Here is an 18,323-nt window from a genome sequence, read left to right as displayed (position 1 = left end):
GCTCATGCCTTCAATCCTGCGTGTAGATCCTGCAAGCGGCGTACGGTCTTCTCGGGACCGAACTTCAGCGCTTCGCAGATAGCTTCGCCAGCAGCAATGGTGGTGGTGCAGTAAATCTTGTGCTGCAGGGCGTTGCGGCGAATGGAATAAGAGTCGGCGATCGACTGACGACCTTCGGTGGTGTTGATGATCAGGGTGACTTCGTCATTCTTGATCATGTCGACCACGTGCGGACGACCCTCGGTCACCTTGTTCACGCGACGCACTTTCAGACCTGCGGCTTCAATCAGCTTGGCAGTGCCGGCAGTGGCGACCACTTCGAAGCCCAAGTTGATCAGATCACGGGCCACGCCCGCAACCAGCGGCTTGTCGTCATCACGTACGCTGATGAATGCGGTACCGCCGGTCGGCAGCACTTCGCTCGCGCCCATCTGGGCTTTGGCAAAGGCTTCGCCGAAGGTGTCGCCGACGCCCATCACTTCACCGGTGGACTTCATCTCTGGGCCGAGGATCGGGTCAACGCCAGGGAATTTGGCGAACGGGAACACCGCCTCTTTCACGCTGTAGAAGTTCGGGATGATTTCCTTGGTGAAGCCGATTTCCTTCAGGGTCTTGCCGGCCATTACGCGGGCAGCAATCATCGCCAGGGAAACACCGATGCACTTCGATACGAACGGCACGGTACGGGAAGCACGCGGGTTGACTTCGATGACGTAGATGTCTTCGCCTTGCAGCGCCAACTGAACGTTCATCAGGCCGACCACGCCCAGTTCCAGGGCCATTTTCTTGACCTGTTCGCGCATCTCGTCCTGGATGTGCGCCGGCAGCGAGTACGGCGGCAGCGAGCACGCGGAGTCACCGGAGTGAACGCCCGCCTGTTCGATGTGCTGCATGATCGCGCCGATCACGACATCCTTGCCGTCGCAGACCGCATCCACGTCCATCTCGATGGCGCAGTTGAGGAAGTGGTCGAGCAGCACTGGGCTGTCGTTCGACACTTGCACCGCGTCACGCAGGTAACGCTTGAGTTCTTCTTCCTTGTAGACGATTTCCATCGCCCGGCCGCCCAGTACGTAGGACGGACGCACCACCAGCGGGTAACCGATCTTCGCGGCAGCGCGAACGGCTTCGTCTTCGCTGCGCACGGTAGCGTTTGGCGGCTGACGCAGGTTCAGGCGCTCAACCATCTGCTGGAAGCGCTCACGGTCTTCGGCACGATCGATGGCGTCAGGGCTGGTGCCGATGATCGGCACGCCGGCCGCTTCAAGTGCGCGAGCCAGTTTCAGAGGGGTCTGGCCGCCGTACTGGACGATCACGCCTTTCGGCTTCTCGACGCGGCAGATTTCCAGCACGTCTTCCAGGGTCACCGGCTCGAAGTACAGACGGTCGGAAGTGTCGTAGTCAGTGGACACGGTTTCCGGGTTGCAGTTGACCATGATGGTTTCGTAGCCGTCTTCGCGCAGGGCGAGAGCGGCGTGTACGCAGCAGTAGTCAAACTCGATGCCCTGGCCGATACGGTTCGGACCACCACCCAGAATCATGATCTTGTCGCGACCGGACGGCGCTGCTTCGCACTCTTCCTCGTAAGTCGAGTACAGGTAAGCGGTGTCGGTGGCGAACTCGGCGGCGCAGGTGTCGACGCGCTTGTAGACCGGGAACACTTCCAGTTTTTGACGGTGAGTGCGCAGGTTCTTCTCGGTGACGCCCAGCAGCTTGGCCAGACGCTGATCGGAGAAGCCTTTGCGCTTGAGCTTGAACATCAGGTCGCGGTCGATAGCGGACAGACCGAGGGTCTTGACCTTCTCTTCGTCCTTGATCAGATCCTCGATCTGCACCAGGAACCACGGGTCGATCATGTTCATGCCGAAGATTTCTTCGACGGTCATGCCGGCGCGGAAAGCGTCCGCCACGTACCAGATACGCTCGGCGCCCGGCACGGTGAGCTCGCGCTTGAGCACGCTCATGCTTTCCGGATTGCTCAGGTCGACTTTCTCGTCCAGACCGCAAACGCCCACTTCCAGACCGCGCAGGGCTTTCTGCAGGGATTCCTGGAAGGTACGGCCGATGGCCATGACTTCGCCTACCGACTTCATTTGAGTGGTCAGGCGAGCGTCAGCGTTGGCGAACTTCTCGAAAGCGAAGCGCGGCAGCTTGGTCACGACGTAGTCGATGGACGGCTCGAAGGACGCCGGGGTCTTGCCGCCGGTGATGTCGTTCGACAGCTCGTCGAGGGTGTAGCCGACTGCCAGTTTGGCCGCGACCTTGGCGATCGGGAAACCGGTGGCTTTCGAAGCCAGGGCCGACGAACGCGATACACGCGGGTTCATTTCGATCACGACCATGCGGCCGGTGTCCGGGCAGATACCGAACTGAACGTTGGAACCGCCGGTCTCGACGCCGATCTCGCGCAGTACCGCCAGCGAGGCGTTACGCAGGATCTGATATTCCTTGTCGGTCAGAGTCTGGGCTGGAGCCACGGTGATCGAGTCGCCGGTGTGCACGCCCATCGGGTCGAAGTTTTCGATCGAGCAGACGATGATGCAGTTGTCCTTTTTGTCGCGGACAACTTCCATTTCATATTCTTTCCAGCCGATCAGCGATTCGTCGATCAGCAGTTCCTTGGTCGGCGACAAGTCCAGACCACGGGCGCAGATTTCTTCGAACTCTTCACGGTTGTAAGCGATACCGCCACCGGTGCCGCCCATGGTGAAGGACGGACGGATGATGCACGGGAAGCCCAGGCGCTCGAGCACCGCGTTGGCTTCTTCCATGCTGTGGGCGATACCGGAACGCGGGCATTCCAGGCCGATGGACTTCATCGCCTTGTCGAAACGCGAACGGTCTTCAGCCTTGTCGATGGTGTCGGCGTTGGCGCCGATCATCTCTACGCCGAACTTCTCCAGAACGCCTTCGCGCTCCAGGTCCAGGGCGCAGTTCAGAGCAGTCTGGCCGCCCATGGTTGGCAGCACCGCATCCGGACGCTCTTTTTCGATGATCTTGGCAACGGTCTGCCACTTGATCGGCTCGATGTAGGTGGCGTCGGCCATGTCCGGGTCGGTCATGATGGTGGCCGGGTTGGAGTTCACCAGGATGACGCGGTAACCCTCTTCGCGCAGGGCTTTGCAAGCCTGGGCGCCGGAGTAGTCGAATTCGCAGGCCTGGCCGATAACGATCGGGCCAGCGCCGAGAATCAGGATGCTTTTAATGTCTGTACGTTTTGGCATGGGTTTGTCACTCAAATCCGCAGGTCAGTCGGCAAGCCGTCTTGATCGATTTCTGAAGTCCCGAGGGGGCCGCCGGTTTCGGGGCCGCCCTCGAGGGGCTTCTCGCTACAGTCTCAAGGCGAACGCTTAGCGTCGCTTGGCCATCTCGTTGATGAAGCGGTCAAACAGTGGCGCCACATCGTTCGGGCCCGGGCTCGCTTCAGGGTGACCCTGGAAGCTGAACGCGCTCTTGTCGGTGCGCTCGATGCCTTGCAGGGTGCCGTCGAACAGCGATTTGTGGATCGCGCGAACGTTGGCTGGCAGGGTCGCTTCGTCAACCGCAAAACCGTGGTTCTGGCTGGTGATCATCACGACGCCAGTGTCCAGATCCTGTACCGGGTGGTTGGCACCGTGGTGGCCGTGGCCCATTTTCAGGGTCTTGGCGCCGGAGGCCAGAGCCAGCAGCTGGTGGCCGAGGCAGATACCGAAGACCGGAATTTCGGTTTCCAGCACTTCCTTGATTGCCTTGATCGCGTAGTCGCAAGGCTCCGGGTCACCAGGGCCGTTGGACAGGAACACGCCGTCCGGCTTCAGCGCCAGTACTTCGGCAGCCGGGGTTTGCGCCGGCACTACGGTGACGCGGCAGCCGCGCTCGACCAGCATGCGCAGGATGTTGACCTTGACGCCGTAGTCGTAGGCAACCACGTGGTAAGGCAACTCGGAGGCTTCGATGGTCGCGTGACTGTCGGTTTTCAGATCCCAGACAGTGGAGCGCCATTCGTATTGGGTCTTGGTGCTGACGACTTTCGCCAGGTCCATGCCCTTCAGGCCCGGGAAGCCTTGTGCGGCGGCAATGGCAGCGGCTTCGGAGATGTTGTCGCCGGCCATGATGCAGCCGTTCTGTGCGCCTTTTTCACGCAGGATGCGAGTCAGGCGACGGGTGTCGATACCAGCGATCGCCACAACATTGTTGGCTTTCAGGTAGTCGGACAGGGACATCGTGTTACGCCAGTTGCTCGCTACCAGCGGCAGGTCACGGATGACCAGGCCAGCGGACCAGACGCGGTCGGACTCGGCGTCTTCCGGCGTGGTGCCGGTGTTGCCGATGTGCGGGTAAGTCAGGGTAACGATCTGTTGGGCGTAGGAAGGATCGGTAAGGATTTCCTGATAGCCGGTCATTGCGGTGTTGAACACCACCTCACCAACGGTCTGACCGTCGGCTCCAATGGCTTCGCCGCGAAAAATGCTGCCATCAGCAAGGGCGAGTATGGCTGGCTTAGTCAAGAAGACCTCCCGTAAATAACGCATGAAAGGGCAATCGCAGGTTGTAAAAAAGCGGAGTGACGTATGGACACGTCACCCCGCTTCTTCACTGAATTATTCTGCGCGCTTTTAGTGGACACACTAAAGCTGTAGCTTACAGAAAAAGGGATTTTTGGTCTACCGCCAATGAGCCTGAAAGGCCGGAGAATGCGACAGGACGTCGCCGGGCGGGGTAAAACCGGCACAAACAGGGCGTTTGCGCCGGGTTCAAGCAAGGCTCAACGCAAGTCGAGCACGTCCTGCATGTCATACAGACCGGGCTCGCGAGCATCCAGCCACAGCGCCGCACGCACCGCGCCCTTGGCGAACGTCATGCGGCTCGAAGCCTTATGAGTGATCTCCAGACGTTCGCCTTCACAAGCGAACAGCACCGTGTGATCGCCCACGACATCACCACCGCGAACAGTGGCGAAACCGATGGTTTCACGCTCACGCACACCGGTATGACCTTCACGACCATAGACCGCAACCTTCTGCAGATCACGATCCAGCGCACTGGCGATCACCTCGCCCATGCGCAGGGCGGTGCCCGACGGCGCATCGATCTTGTGACGGTGATGAGCTTCGATGATTTCGATGTCCGCATCATCACCCAGCACACGGGCTGCCATGTCGAGCAATTTCAGCGACAGGTTGACGCCAACACTGAAATTGGCAGCAAACACGATCGGAATATCCTTGCCCGCTTCGGCCAGCAACTGCTTCTGGGCAGCATCCAGACCGGTGGTGCCGATCACCATGGCCTTGCCGGCCTTGCGGCAGAACGCCAGGTTTTTCAGCATCACTTCCGGCAGCGTGAAGTCGATCAACACATCGAACTCTTCCGCTACCGATTCCAGGTTACCGGACAGCGGCACGCCGATTCGTCCGAGCGAAGCCAGCTCACCGGCATCCACCCCGATCAGCGTACTGCCCGGGCGAACAATGGCAGCCGTCAAACCGGTCAACGGCGCGCGCTGTTGCACGGCCTCGACCAGAATCTTGCCCATGCGCCCAGCAGCGCCCATCACAGCTATACGTCGCATGCCGACTCCTTACAGATCGCCGAAGAAGCGCTTCACGCCATCGAACCAACCGGTGGTTTTCGGCGAGTGGCTGTTGTCGTCCGCCAGGGAACTGCGGAATTCTTCGAGCAACTCACGCTGACGACGATTCAGGTTGACCGGGGTCTCGACCGCTACACGGCACATCAGATCACCTGCACCGCCACCACGCACCGGCGCCACACCTTTGCCACGCACACGGAATTGCTTGCCGGTCTGAGTCCCCTCAGGGATCTTCAGCTTGACGCGACCGTCGAGGGTCGGGATTTCCAGCTCGCCACCCAGCGCCGCATCGACAAAGCTGATCGGCACTTCGCAGAACAGGTGCTTGCCGTCACGCTGGAAGATCGCGTGCTCGCGCACGTTGATCACCACGTACAGGTCGCCAGTCGGCCCACCCTGAGTACCCGCCTCGCCTTCGCCGGACAGACGAATGCGGTCACCGGTGTCGACACCGGCCGGCACTTTGACGGAGAGGGTTTTGTACTCTTCGACGCGACCGTCACCGTGGCAGGAGTCGCACGGGTCGGAAATGATCTTGCCCTGGCCATGGCAGCGCGGGCAGGTCTGCTGTACGGAGAAGAAACCTTGCTGCATGCGCACCTGGCCGATGCCGCCGCACGTCGGGCACGTCGATGGCGACGAACCTTTCTTGGCGCCCGAACCATCGCACGGCTTGCAGTTGACCAGCGTCGGAACGCGGATATTCACGGTTGTACCGCGCACCGCTTCTTCCAGGTTCAGCTCCAGGGTGTAGCGCAAATCGCTACCGCGCTGGGCGCCGCCACGGGAACCGCCGCGACCGCCACCGAAGAAGTCACTGAAGACATCGCCGAAGATGTCAGAGAAGTTCTGACCGCCAAAGCCTGCACCGCCGCCGCCCATGCTCGGGTCGACGCCGGCATGGCCGTACTGATCGTACGCCGCACGCTTGCTGGAATCGGACAATACCTCGTAGGCCTCGTTGGCCTCCTTGAACAGTTCTTCCGACGCTTTGTCATCGGGATTACGGTCCGGGTGATGCTTCATCGCCAGACGGCGATAGGCCTTTTTCAGGTCTGCTTCGCTTGAGCCGCGCTCAACACCCAACACTTCGTAATAGTCACGCTTTGCCATAAGTCTTTGCACTCTTAAGGACGTTCGGCAAACCCCTCCTGAGCTTCGCCAAACTCGTTGAGCCCCAATACAGGCCCGGACCCAACTCACGTCAATTCAACGATCCTGGTCTTTGATTCATGCGGCACTTTCAGCTCGAAAAGCAGGAGCATTTCCGGCCATGCCACCAACACACGAAGCTTGTCGCATGCTGTAAAAATTCGCGTATTCCAGATACGCCAACGCGGGAGCAAGCTCCCGCGCGGCGACATCCTACCAGTCAGTGCCCAAAGGCAGTCAACCGGCCGACCAACAACTTACTTGTGGTCTTTGACTTCTTCGAACTCGGCATCGACAACATCGTCAGCCTTTTCAGCTTTCTCTGCGTGCGGAGCCGCGCCTTCGGCAGGCTGAGCCTGTTCGGCGTACATCTTCTGGGCAACCGGCGCGGAGACTTTCGACAGCTCTTCAATCTTCGCTTCAATGGCAGCCTTGTCGTCGCCTTTGACGGCAGCTTCCAGGGCAACCACGGCCGCTTCGATTGCAGTTTTCTCTTCTGCAGTCACTTTGTCGCCAGCGTCGGTGACCATTTTGCGAGTCGAGTGAACCAGCGCGTCACCCTGGTTACGGGCACCGGCCAGTTCTTCGAACTTGCGGTCTTCCTCAGCGTTCAGCTCGGCGTCGCGGACCATCTTCTGGATTTCTTCATCCGACAGACCGGAGTTGGCCTTGATGGTGATCTTCTGCTCTTTGCCGGTCGCCTTGTCTTTCGCGCCGACGTGCAGGATGCCGTTGGCGTCGATGTCGAAGGTCACTTCGATCTGTGGCACACCACGTGGCGCTGGTGGAATCTCGGCCAGGTCGAACTTGCCCAGGGACTTGTTCTGTGCGGCTTGCTTGCGCTCGCCTTGCAGCACGTGAATGGTCACGGCGCCCTGGTTGTCGTCGGCAGTCGAGAACACTTGCGATTTCTTGGTAGGAATCGTGGTGTTTTTCTCGATCAGCGCAGTCATCACGCCACCCATGGTTTCGATACCCAGGGTCAGCGGGCTGACGTCGAGCAGCAGAACGTCTTTCACGTCACCGGCCAGAACGGCGCCCTGGATCGCAGCACCCATGGCAACGGCTTCGTCCGGGTTGACGTCTTTACGAGCTTCTTTACCGAAGAAATCGGTCACCAGCTTCTGTACCAGCGGCATACGGGTCTGACCGCCGACCAGGATCACGTCGTTGATCGCGCCAACGTCGATACCGGCGTCTTTCATGGCGATGCGGCAAGGCTCGATGGTGCGCTGAACCAGGTCTTCAACCAGTGCTTCGAGCTTGGCACGCGAGATTTTCACGTTCAGGTGCTTAGGACCGGTGGCGTCTGCAGTGATGTACGGCAGGTTCACGTCGGTCGACTGAGCGGACGACAGCTCGATCTTGGCTTTTTCAGCGGCTTCTTTCAGGCGCTGCATGGCCAGCGGGTCACCCTTAAGGTTCATGCCGCTTTCTTTCTTGAATTCGTCAACGAGGTAGTCGATCAGACGAATGTCGAAGTCTTCACCGCCCAGGAAAGTGTCACCGTTGGTGGCCAATACTTCGAACTGGTGCTCGCCGTCAACTTCAGCGATCTCGATCACGGATACGTCGAAAGTACCGCCACCCAGGTCGTAAACGATCACGGTGTGATCGCCCTTGGCCTTGTCCATGCCGTAAGCCAGAGCGGCTGCGGTTGGTTCGTTGATGATACGTTTTACGTCCAGACCGGCGATGCGGCCGGCGTCTTTGGTCGCCTGGCGCTGGCTGTCGTTGAAGTAGGCCGGAACGGTGATCACCGCTTCAGTCACAGCTTCGCCGAGGTAGTCTTCGGCGGTCTTCTTCATCTTCTTCAGAATTTCAGCCGAGATTTGTGGCGGCGCCATTTTCTGGCCGTTCACTTCAACCCACGCGTCGCCGTTGTCAGCCTTGGCGATTTTGTAAGGAACCATCTGAATGTCTTTCTGTACGACTTCTTCTTCGAAGCGACGACCGATCAGACGCTTTACCGCGTACAGGGTGTTGTGCGGGTTGGTCACTGCCTGACGCTTGGCGGACTGGCCGACCAGGATTTCGCCATCGTTGGCGTAAGCGATGATCGACGGCGTGGTACGCGCGCCTTCGGCGTTCTCGATAACTTTGGCCTGGCCGTTTTCAAGAATGGAGACGCAGGAGTTGGTAGTCCCCAGGTCGATACCGATAATTTTGCCCATGTTAACTCTCCCGAAACTTTGGATTTGGTTGCCGCAGCGGTTGTGGCCAACTGCGGTAGCACTTAAACGCTTGACTTCTAAATGGGGGCCTTGCGGCTAATTTCAAGCCTTCTCGTCAATCGAAGGCGAAACGGGTGCTGGCGCCTTGCTGACCACGACCATTGCCGGGCGCAGCAGACGACCGTTGAGCTGGTAGCCCTTCTGGAACACCTTCAGAATGCTGTTCGGCTCCAGATCAGCACTTTCCTGCATGGCCATTGCCTGATGTTCCACTGCGTTGAACGGCTCGCCTTCCTGCGGGCTGACAGCTACAAGCTGATAACGCGCGAGGGTGTCGTGAAACATTTTCAGGGTCAGCTCGATGCCTTCGCGCATCGGACGGATGCTTTCGTCGTCCGGGTTCGACAGCTCGAGGCCGCGCTCCAGGCTGTCGACGATCGGCAACAAATCGCCGGCGAATTTTTCCAGCGCAAACTTGTGAGCCTTTTCGACGTCCTGCTCGGCACGGCGGCGGACGTTCTGCAGATCGGCAGCTACGCGCAGAGATTGATCCTGCGCGGCGGCCAATTGCTCTTCGAGCACTTGTACACGGGTCGCCAGGTCATCACCCGCAGTCTCGGGCGCCTGATTGGCTTCTGCTTTTTGCGTATCTACTGTCTGTTCGTCAGCCATAGAATTCTCCTTTCAATAACGTCCGCGAGCTCGACTCGCGCTTCTGCCCCGGTATATGGGGCCGCAAAATCAGGCTTCAAGGGCTGACAATGATTAACCCTACAAAAAAGTGCTGCATTGTCATTCCCGGGCGCGATAAGCATTTGATCGGATCAAGCCAATCGAGCTAAGCGAGGGCATTGTCAGGCCGAAACAAAACACTGTATAAATAACCAGACCTAAAGCCTGGGAGCGGCCTTTATGCTGGTGCACCTGTCCGTACACAACTACGCCATCGTTGAACATCTCGATCTCGAACTCGATCGCGGGATGAGCGTGATTACCGGGGAAACCGGCGCCGGCAAGTCGATCATGCTCGACGCGCTGGGCCTGACCCTTGGCGATCGCGCCGACAGCGGCGTGGTTCGCCCGGGCGCCGACAAGGCCGATATCCTGGCGACCTTCGACCTGGCCGACATTCCCGAAGCCAGCGCCTGGCTGGCCGAGCGCGACCTGGAAATCGACGGCCCGTGCATCCTTCGCCGGGTCATCACCTCGGAAGGCCGCTCCCGTGGCTATATCAACGGCACGCCCTGCCCGCTCGGCGACCTCAAGGCCCTCGGCGAGCTGCTGATCGACATCCACAGCCAGCACGAACACCAATCCCTGCTCAAGACGGATACCCACCGTCGCCTGCTCGACGAATACGCCGGCGCCACCGATCTGGCCCGCCAGGTACAACTGGCCGCCCAGCGCTGGCGCCAGACCCGCCTGGAGCTGGAGCGCCTGTCCAACTCCGGTGACGAACAGCGCGCCCGTCATCAACTGCTCAGCTATCAGCTCGAAGAACTGGAGAACCTCGGTCTCGGCGAGAACGAACTGGAAGATCTGGAGCAGGAACACAAGAACCTGACCAACGCCGAAACCCTGCTGGGCATCTGCCGGCAAGTGGTCGAGCAGTGCAGTGAAAGTGATTCCGGCAATGTGCTGAATGCACTGACCGCCAGCCTCAATCGCCTGTCGAGCGTGAACAACTCGATCGGCGCTCTGGGCGAAGCCAGCAGCTTGCTGACCAGTGCGCAGATCCAGGTCGAAGAGGCTGTCGGCGAACTCAACCGCTTCCTCGACAACTTCGACGCCGATCCGGCGCGCCTGCAGTATCTGGAAGAGCGTCTGGACGCCATTTACACCCTGGCACGCAAGCACCGGATCCAGCCGACCGAAGTCGCCGAGATGCAGCAAAAGCTGCTGGATGAAATCGAAACCCTCAACGCCAACGACGAATCCATCGAGCGCCTGGGCGAAGAGCTGGCCTCGTATGCCCGCCACTACCAGGAAAAGGCCCGCGAACTGAGTGATCTGCGCCATCAGGCTGCAGGCAGTCTGGCCAGCGCGGTCGAACAGGAGATTCAACGCCTCGGCATGCCTGGCGGACGCTTCACCATCGAACTGCGTCCCAACGCCAGCGGCGAACTCCTGCCCAATGGCCTAGAACAGGTCGAACTGCTGGTCAGCGCCAACCCCGGCCAACCCTTGAAGGCCTTGGCCAAAGTGGCATCCGGCGGCGAACTCTCACGGATCAGCCTGGCGATTCAGGTCATCACCGCCCAGACCTCGCGCGTGCCGACCCTGGTATTCGACGAAGTGGACGTGGGCATCGGTGGTCCGACGGCCGAGATTGTCGGCCAGCTATTGCGGCGCCTGGGCGAACGCGGACAAGTACTGACCGTTACGCACTTGCCGCAAGTGGCCGCCCAGGGTCATCAGCATTTATTCGTGCACAAGGTGCGAGGCGAGCAGGCGACGCACACCGCCGTCTCGAAGCTGAGCAAAAATGACCGTATAGAAGAAGTCGCGAGGATGCTCGGCGGCATTGATCTGACCAAAGAGTCTCTGGCGCACGCCAAGAAGATGGTCGTTACCGCAAAGGCTTAAGCACGACAGAAAGCACGAAGGCGACCCTTGGGTCGCCTTCGTTCGTTTCGCGAACCTGAAATTCGCGCGACATGCTTACTTTTTCTTGCGGACGTACAGCACCAGGTTGTGATCTACCAACTCCACACCGTGCTCCTCGGCAATTGCCTTCTGGAGCTTTTCGATTTCGATGCTGACGAATTCGACAACCTCACCGGTTTCCACGTTGACCATATGGTCGTGGTGGCCACCGTCGGCCAATTCGAATACCGCGTGACCGCCATCGAAGTTATGACGGACCACGAGGCCAGCCGCTTCGAACTGGGTCAGAACACGGTAAACCGTGGCCAGACCGACGTCCTCGCCAGCTTCCATCAACGCCTTGTAGACGTCCTCGGCACTCATGTGACGCTGCTCGGTAGAGTCGAGCATTTGCAGGATCTTGACCCGTGGCAGGGTCACTTTGAGGCCGGCTTTGCGTAGTTCGCTATTTTCAACCATGGTCAGCTTTCTCGCGATGCTGCTTCGCAGCTTCTCTTAATGCGGGTATGATCGGCGTTTACGTTGTCCCAGCCAAGATAGTGGAAGTCGCCCACCGATGCAAAACACCAAGCTCTTGCTAACCAGTTTCACCTTTGTGGGACTGCTCGCACTCGCCGGTTGTTCATTCCCCGGGGTTTACAAAATCGACATCCAGCAGGGCAATGTCGTCACGCAGGACATGATAGACCAGTTACGCCCGGGAATGACCCGGCCGCAAGTACGGTTTATCATGGGCAACCCTCTGCTTGTCGACACGTTCCATGCCAATCGCTGGGATTATCTGTACAGCCTGCAACCTGGTGGCGGTGAACGCCAGCAGGAACGCATGAGTGTCATTTTCGACTCAAACGACCGCCTTGTCAGCCTGTCCGGTGACTTCATGCCGGGCGTGAGCCGTGACGAAGCCATTCTCGGCAAGGAAAGTGGCACTAACGTGACCGCTCCTGCTGAAAACGCCGAGAAGCCAAAACCGGAAAAACCGGTCAAGCCAGGTTCCTTGCTGGATCAGATCCAGAAGGACGTCGATGGTGTGGAAACCGTTCCGGTTCCGACACCAGAGCCGCTGGACACCTCGCCGCAATAATTTGCGACGCAATAAAAAACCCGGAAATTCCGGGTTTTTTATTGCCTGCAGATTGGCGCATCACTGATTTCTGGCTTTGGCCTCGGCAGCCTTGGCGGCCCGCAATCGGCGCACCTCTTTCGGATCAGCCAGCAGTGGTCGGTAGATTTCGAGGCGATCCCCCGCCTGAACAACCCGCACATCCGGATCGGCAACCACTTTGCCGAAAATCCCGACCGGGCAACCGGCCAGATCCAGTTCCGGAAACTCGGAATCAATGCCACTGGCCAACAGCGCAGTACGCACCGTCGCCCCCTCTGCCACGCTGATCGTGCGCAACACCTGACGATCAACCGCCGCGTACACCACTTCTATTTCGATCACCGGCTCAACCATGCATCTGCTTGGCGCGCTGGCAGAATGCATCCACCAGCGTGTTGGCAGCCTGATTGAACAGCGGCCCGAGCGTGGCGCGCACCAACGGGCCGGCATAATCGAAGGACAGATCGAGGCTGATCTTGCAGGCTTTCTCGTTCAACGCCTTGAACACCCAGACACCGTGCAACTGATTGAACGGACCTTCCTCGAGGTTCATCTCGATCGATTGCCCCGGCACCAGGGTATTGCGTGTAACGAAGTGCTGACTGAGGCCGCCCTTGGCCACACCGACGCTGGCGCGCATGTGTTCAGGCGAGCTTTCCAGGACCTCTGCTGACGAGCACCACGGCAGAAACTCCGGATAACGCGCCACGTCATTGACCAGGTCATAGAGAAATTGCGCCGGGTAAGGCAGCAGCGCTGATCGTTGAATATGTGTCGTCATGTAAGCGTCACTTCCAGAGCTGGGTGGCAAACACTACAAGAATGCCGATGGGCGCCACATAGCGCATCAAGAACAGAGACAAGGCGAACAGCGCCGGGCTGCGAATCGACAATTCGTCGCGCACCGCGTCACGCCCCATCACCCATCCGGCAAACAGTACAAAGCACAGCCCGCCGAGCGGCAGCATGATCCGTGAGGTGAAGAAGTCGATCACACCAAAGAAGTCCAGACCGCCTGCGGCACCCCATTGGTAGAGATGGAACATTCCGCCTTCGTTCACGAAAAATTTCGCTTCCTTCCAGATATTGAAGGAGAACACCGTGCCCAGGCCGACGAACCAGCAGGTGAACGCCAACCAGAATGTCACCCAGGCACGACTGATTTTAGTCCGCTCGACCAGATAGGCGACCATCGGCTCCAGCAGGGAAATCGCCGAACTCCAGGCAGCAATGGCTACCAGAACGAAGAACACCACGCCCATCAACTGGCCGAATAGCACATTACCGAAAGCGAATGGCAGGCTGACGAACATCAGCCCCGGGCCTTCACTCGGGTTCAAACCGCCAGCGAACACAATCGGAAACAAGGCCAGACCGGCCACCAGCGAAACGAAGGTATCGAGCAGCGCCACACCCACAACGGTGCCGGACAGCGAGGCTTCCTTTGTCATGTAGGCGCCGTAGATCATGATCGAGCCCACGCCCACGCTCAGGGAGAAGAACGCGTGCCCCATGGCCGGCAGCAAGCCATCGAGGACTTTCTCCGGGTGGAAGTCGAACATGAAATGCACGCCCTCCATGAAGTGCCCGGTGGTCATGCTATAGCCCAGCAGGACGAGGACCATCACAAACAACAGCGGCATCATGATCCGCAGGCTGCGTTCAAGCCCGGCGACCACGCCTTTGGCGATCACCACGGCAGACAACAGCATGAAAACCGTGTGCCACAGCGTGATGCGCCAAGGGTCGGCGATGACATTGCCGAAATAGGCACCGACCTGATCGGCCGTCGCCCCCTGGAAATCCCCGCGCCCCATATCAATGATGTAATCCAGCGACCAGCCGCCGACCACACTGTAGAAAGACAGGATCAGCAACGCCGTGATCATCCCGGCGAACGCGCCCCACGACCACTTGCCCGAATGCCCGGCTTCGATTGCCAGCACCTTGAGGGCGTTGGCCGGACTCAGCCGCGCACGCCGGCCGATCAGGGTTTCCGCGAGCATCACCGGAATGCCGATCAGCGCGATGCACGCCAGGAACATCAGCACAAAGGCGCCGCCACCGTAGACCCCGACCATGTAGGGGAACTTCCAGATGCTGCCCAATCCCACGGCCGAACCGGTCGCGGCGAATATGAAAACCCAGCGGCTAGCCCAACTGCCGTGGACAGAAACCTTGTCTGTCGACATCGTTTATCACGCCCAAGCGTTAGAAAAAGAGGCCGCATTGTCCGGGATTCACTCAACCTGCTCAAGCACGCAGCATCACCGTAGCCGACAGCCGTTTATCTCCATATAATGCCGCCCCTATGGCTAAACAGAAGAAACACCCAACAGGGACCATCGCGCAGAACAAAAAGGCGCGACACGATTACTTCATCGAGCACAAGTTCGAGGCTGGTCTGGTCCTGGCCGGCTGGGAAGTAAAAAGTCTGCGGGCAAGCAAGCTGCAACTGGTCGACAGTTACGTCCTGCTCAAGGATGGCGAAGCCTGGCTGCTTGGCAGCCACATCACGCCTCTGATGACCGCCAGCACCCACGTCATCGCTGACCCGGTCCGCACCCGGAAGCTGCTGCTCAACCGGCGCGAGCTGGAGAAGCTGGCCGCCGCCGTGCAGCAGAAGGGTTATGCCTGCGTATGCCTGTCCTGGTACTGGAGCAAGCACATGGTCAAGTGCGAGATCGCTCTGGGCAAGGGCAAGAAGGAATACGACAAGCGTGATACCGAGCGCGAACGCGATGCCGGTCGCGAGTTGCAGCGTGCGGTGCGCAACAAGGGCAAGGAAGACTGATTCTTCTGCCTGAATGACTGTTCCCGCGCTCAGCGCGGGAATGGTCATGCCTGAACCTACATCCCTTTGCGCCGCTCGGCCCGAGCCACGCGCTGAACTTCCTGGCGCACCTCCTCCAGCACTTCCTGTACATACAGAATGTGTCGGCTGGAAACCTCTCGCGCCTGCTCCGCACGCCCTTCGATAATCGCCTGGTACAGTTCCCGGTGCTGAGTGATCAGCATGTCGCGGGTTTCCGTGCGCTGCTTGTACATGCCGCCGATATTGGTCACCACATTGCGCTTGAGCAGGTCGAACAACCCGCGAATGGTGTGCAGCAACACCGCGTTATGACTGGCCTCGGCGATTGCCAGATGAAATTTCGCGTCCGCCGCCCCCTCCTCCGCCCGACTCACTTCGTCATGGCGCGAGTAGCAATCCTGTAGCTCTTCGAACGCCGCGGTCAGCCGCTCGCGATCCACATCGGTGGCGCGCAATGCCGCGTAATAGGCACACGATGCCTCCAGCGTGTGGCGAAACTCCAGCAGATCGCGCTGGGCCTCGGGATTACTTTCCAGCAGTTGCAGCAATGGGTCGCTGAAGGTCGAGCCCAGGCTTTCCACCACGTAATTGCCGCCGCCCTGCTTGCTGACCAGCAGCCCCTTGGCCGCCAGCTTCTGGATTGCCTCGCGCAACGAAGGCCGGGACACACCGAACTGCTCGGCCAATGTGCGCTCGGCCGGCAGGCGCTCGCCGGACTTCAATGTCCCCTCGAGGATCATCCCCTCAAGCCGCTCGACAATATCGTCAGACAAACGGCGCTGACGTATCTGATCAAACCCCATCACTCAATTCTCCACGATCCCGACCACTCGCCGGGCTCTCTATTCTGGCCTATCGGCGCCTTGCCGACACCTGCCAGATGAAACGCCCCGGACCGGATCAGATCGAGCCTGCACCGGTCATTCGACAAAAGTTTTAGGGCGGCAAATTGACACACCGACATCAAGGCTTTTACCCTAGCCAACAGCGATTGTAAATTGGTCTTACCAATTAACCAAGAACGCTGACAGTGCCTGACCAACAACAATTAGGGGCCACCCCATATGCAAACCTGGCAACAGCTCTACAGCCCGCTCGGCAGTCTCGGCGTGTCCGCACTCGCGGCCGTCATCCCCATCGTGTTCTTCTTCCTCGCCCTGGCGGTGTTCCGCCTCAAAGGTCATGTCGCCGGCAGCATCACGCTGGCCCTGGCGATTCTTGTGGCGATCTTTGCGTTCCAGATGCCGGTCGACATGGCGTTCGCCGCCGCCGGATATGGCTTCGCCTATGGTCTGTGGCCGATTGCCTGGATCATTGTCGCGGCGGTGTTCTTGTACAAACTGACGGTCAAGAGCGGTCAGTTCGAAGTCATCCGCAGTTCGGTCCTGTCGATCACCGATGACCAGCGCTTGCAGGTGCTGCTGATCGGTTTCTGCTTCGGTGCCTTCCTCGAAGGCGCAGCCGGTTTCGGCGCGCCGGTTGCGATTACCGCTGCGCTGCTCGTAGGACTGGGCTTCAACCCGCTGTACGCCGCTGGCCTGTGCCTGATTGCCAACACCGCGCCGGTCGCGTTCGGTGCCTTGGGGATTCCGATCATCGTCGCCGGGCAGGTCACCGGTATCGATGCGTTCAAGATTGGCGCCATGACCGGCCGCCAACTGCCACTGCTGTCGCTGTTCGTGCCGTTCTGGCTGGTGTTCATGATGGACGGCCTGCGCGGCGTTCGCGAAACCTGGCCAGCCGCGCTGGTTGCCGGCCTGAGCTTCGCCGTGACCCAGTACTTCACCTCGAACTTCATCGGCCCGGAACTGCCGGACATCACCTCGGCCCTGGCCAGCCTGATCTCGCTGACCCTGTTCCTGAAAATCTGGCAGCCCAAACGCACTGCGGGCGCACAGATCGCCGGCGCCACCTCGAGCGTGGCAGTCACTGCCAGCGTCGGCGGTTTCGGCCAGAAACGCACCACCATCGCTTCGCCCTACAGCCTCGGGGAAATCTTCAAGGCCTGGTCACCGTTCCTGATCCTCACCGTGCTGGTCACCATCTGGACGCTCAAGCCGTTCAAGGCGATGTTCGCCGCTGGTGGCTCGATGTACGCCTGGGTGTTCAACTTCGCGATCCCGCACCTGGATCAACTGGTGATCAAGACTGCACCGATCGTCGCGACGCCGACAGCTATTCCGGCCGTGTTCAAACTTGACCCTATTTCCGCTACCGGCACGGCGATTTTCTTCTCGGCTCTGATCTCGATGATCATCCTGAAGATCAATTTCAAAATTGGTCTTACCACTCTGAAAGAGACTTTCTACGAACTGCGCTGGCCAATTCTGTCGATCGGCATGGTGCTGGCGTTCGCCTTCGTGACCAACTATTCCGGCATGTCTTCGACCATGGCCCTGGTGCTGGCAGCGACCGGCGCGGCATTCCCGTTCTTCTCGCCGTTCCTGGGTTGGCTGGGGGTGTTCCTTACAGGTTCCGATACCTCGTCCAACGCGCTGTTCAGTTCGCTGCAAGCGACCACCGCGCACCAGATCGGGGTCAACGACACCTTGCTGGTGGCGGCCAATACCAGCGGCGGCGTGACCGGCAAGATGATTTCGCCACAGTCGATTGCCGTGGCCTGCGCCGCGACCGGGCTGGTGGGCAAGGAATCCGATCTGTTCCGCTTCACCCTCAAGCACAGCCTATTCTTTGCAACGATTGTCGGCCTGATCACCCTGGCCCAGGCCTACTGGTTCACCGGCATGCTGGTGCATTAAGACCACAAGCGACATGGAAATAACCGACGCCGGTTCGTGATTCCGGCGTCAGCAATTCACAACCCGGTCTGTAAGGCTGCTGAAAGCAATGCACTCTATATTCGGCAGCCTCAACAGACGGATAACCGGGCCCACCCGG

Annotated in this window: 15 protein-coding genes; 4 read left to right on the top strand and 11 right to left on the bottom strand. The window is 59.5% G+C overall.

From position 1 onward, the window contains the following. Positions 1-2: 2 nt before the first annotated feature. The 6 genes from carB to grpE all read right to left on the bottom strand — a co-directional run bounded on the left by carB (position 3) and on the right by grpE (position 9,570). A complete protein-coding gene (gene carB / locus AC1RMX_RS17790; RefSeq protein WP_096818824.1) occupies positions 3-3,224 on the bottom strand; it encodes a carbamoyl-phosphate synthase large subunit in 3,222 nt (1,073 codons plus the stop codon). Positions 3,225-3,350: 126 nt separating this feature from the next. Continuing rightward, complete coding sequence (carA, locus tag AC1RMX_RS17785; RefSeq protein ID WP_493072650.1) at positions 3,351-4,487, bottom strand: glutamine-hydrolyzing carbamoyl-phosphate synthase small subunit; 1,137 nt, start codon at positions 4,485-4,487, stop codon at positions 3,351-3,353. Between the two features lie 257 nt (positions 4,488-4,744). Continuing rightward, a complete protein-coding gene (gene dapB / locus AC1RMX_RS17780; RefSeq protein WP_085729543.1) occupies positions 4,745-5,551 on the bottom strand; it encodes a 4-hydroxy-tetrahydrodipicolinate reductase in 807 nt (268 codons plus the stop codon). A 9-nt stretch (positions 5,552-5,560) separates the two neighbouring features. Next, positions 5,561-6,685: a molecular chaperone DnaJ gene (dnaJ, locus tag AC1RMX_RS17775; protein WP_085711856.1), complete on the bottom strand. Its 1,125-nt coding sequence runs from the start codon at positions 6,683-6,685 to the stop codon at positions 5,561-5,563. Positions 6,686-6,981: 296 nt separating this feature from the next. Next, positions 6,982-8,898 carry a molecular chaperone DnaK gene (gene dnaK / locus AC1RMX_RS17770; protein ID WP_096818817.1) on the bottom strand — a complete coding sequence of 639 codons (1,917 nt, stop codon included), beginning with the start codon at positions 8,896-8,898 and terminating at the stop codon, positions 6,982-6,984. 102 nt (positions 8,899-9,000) lie between these two features. Further along, a complete protein-coding gene (gene grpE / locus AC1RMX_RS17765) occupies positions 9,001-9,570 on the bottom strand; it encodes a nucleotide exchange factor GrpE (protein WP_096818814.1) in 570 nt (189 codons plus the stop codon). A 240-nt stretch (positions 9,571-9,810) separates the two neighbouring features. On the opposite strand from grpE, the gene recN reads away from it, so the two are divergent. Continuing rightward, a complete protein-coding gene (recN, locus tag AC1RMX_RS17760; RefSeq protein WP_493072649.1) occupies positions 9,811-11,484 on the top strand; it encodes a DNA repair protein RecN in 1,674 nt (557 codons plus the stop codon). A gap of 75 nt (positions 11,485-11,559) precedes the next feature. On the opposite strand, the gene fur is transcribed toward recN, so the two are convergent. After that, positions 11,560-11,964, bottom strand: coding sequence for a ferric iron uptake transcriptional regulator (gene fur / locus AC1RMX_RS17755; RefSeq protein WP_064119476.1), 405 nt, complete (start codon positions 11,962-11,964; stop codon positions 11,560-11,562). A gap of 97 nt (positions 11,965-12,061) precedes the next feature. Between fur and AC1RMX_RS17750 the strand changes: the two genes are divergently transcribed. Next, positions 12,062-12,589, top strand: coding sequence for an outer membrane protein assembly factor BamE (locus tag AC1RMX_RS17750; protein ID WP_096818809.1), 528 nt, complete (start codon positions 12,062-12,064; stop codon positions 12,587-12,589). Between the two features lie 60 nt (positions 12,590-12,649). On the opposite strand, the gene AC1RMX_RS17745 is transcribed toward AC1RMX_RS17750, so the two are convergent. Genes AC1RMX_RS17745 through AC1RMX_RS17735 form a run of 3 tightly spaced genes read right to left on the bottom strand, consistent with a single transcriptional unit; the run spans position 12,650 to position 14,802 of the window. Next, entirely contained in the window at positions 12,650-12,964 is a 315-nt protein-coding gene (locus AC1RMX_RS17745) for an RnfH family protein (protein WP_096818807.1), read from the bottom strand. Next, entirely contained in the window at positions 12,957-13,391 is a 435-nt protein-coding gene (locus tag AC1RMX_RS17740; protein WP_003221509.1) for a type II toxin-antitoxin system RatA family toxin, read from the bottom strand. Before AC1RMX_RS17740 ends, AC1RMX_RS17745 begins: the two co-directional genes overlap by 8 nt. A gap of 7 nt (positions 13,392-13,398) precedes the next feature. Continuing rightward, entirely contained in the window at positions 13,399-14,802 is a 1,404-nt protein-coding gene (locus AC1RMX_RS17735) for a sodium-dependent transporter (protein WP_096818805.1), read from the bottom strand. A gap of 119 nt (positions 14,803-14,921) precedes the next feature. Between AC1RMX_RS17735 and smpB the strand changes: the two genes are divergently transcribed. Further along, positions 14,922-15,404, top strand: coding sequence for an SsrA-binding protein SmpB (gene smpB / locus AC1RMX_RS17730; protein WP_007915208.1), 483 nt, complete (start codon positions 14,922-14,924; stop codon positions 15,402-15,404). A gap of 56 nt (positions 15,405-15,460) precedes the next feature. On the opposite strand, the gene AC1RMX_RS17725 is transcribed toward smpB, so the two are convergent. Beyond that, the gene (locus tag AC1RMX_RS17725; protein ID WP_096818803.1) at positions 15,461-16,228 is read right to left on the bottom strand and encodes an FCD domain-containing protein; all 768 of its coding nucleotides are present in this window, start codon (positions 16,226-16,228) and stop codon (positions 15,461-15,463) included. A 261-nt stretch (positions 16,229-16,489) separates the two neighbouring features. Here AC1RMX_RS17725 and AC1RMX_RS17720 point away from each other — a divergent pair, with 261 nt between their 5' ends. Beyond that, positions 16,490-18,184, top strand: coding sequence for a lactate permease LctP family transporter (locus AC1RMX_RS17720; RefSeq protein WP_493072648.1), 1,695 nt, complete (start codon positions 16,490-16,492; stop codon positions 18,182-18,184). Positions 18,185-18,323 lie beyond the last annotated feature (139 nt).

It is taken from the genome of Pseudomonas sp. GW822-FHT03F04 (assembly GCF_058801405.1).
The sequence above is the reverse complement of the archived record's forward strand: the minus strand, read 5'-3'. Positions and strand labels throughout refer to the sequence as shown.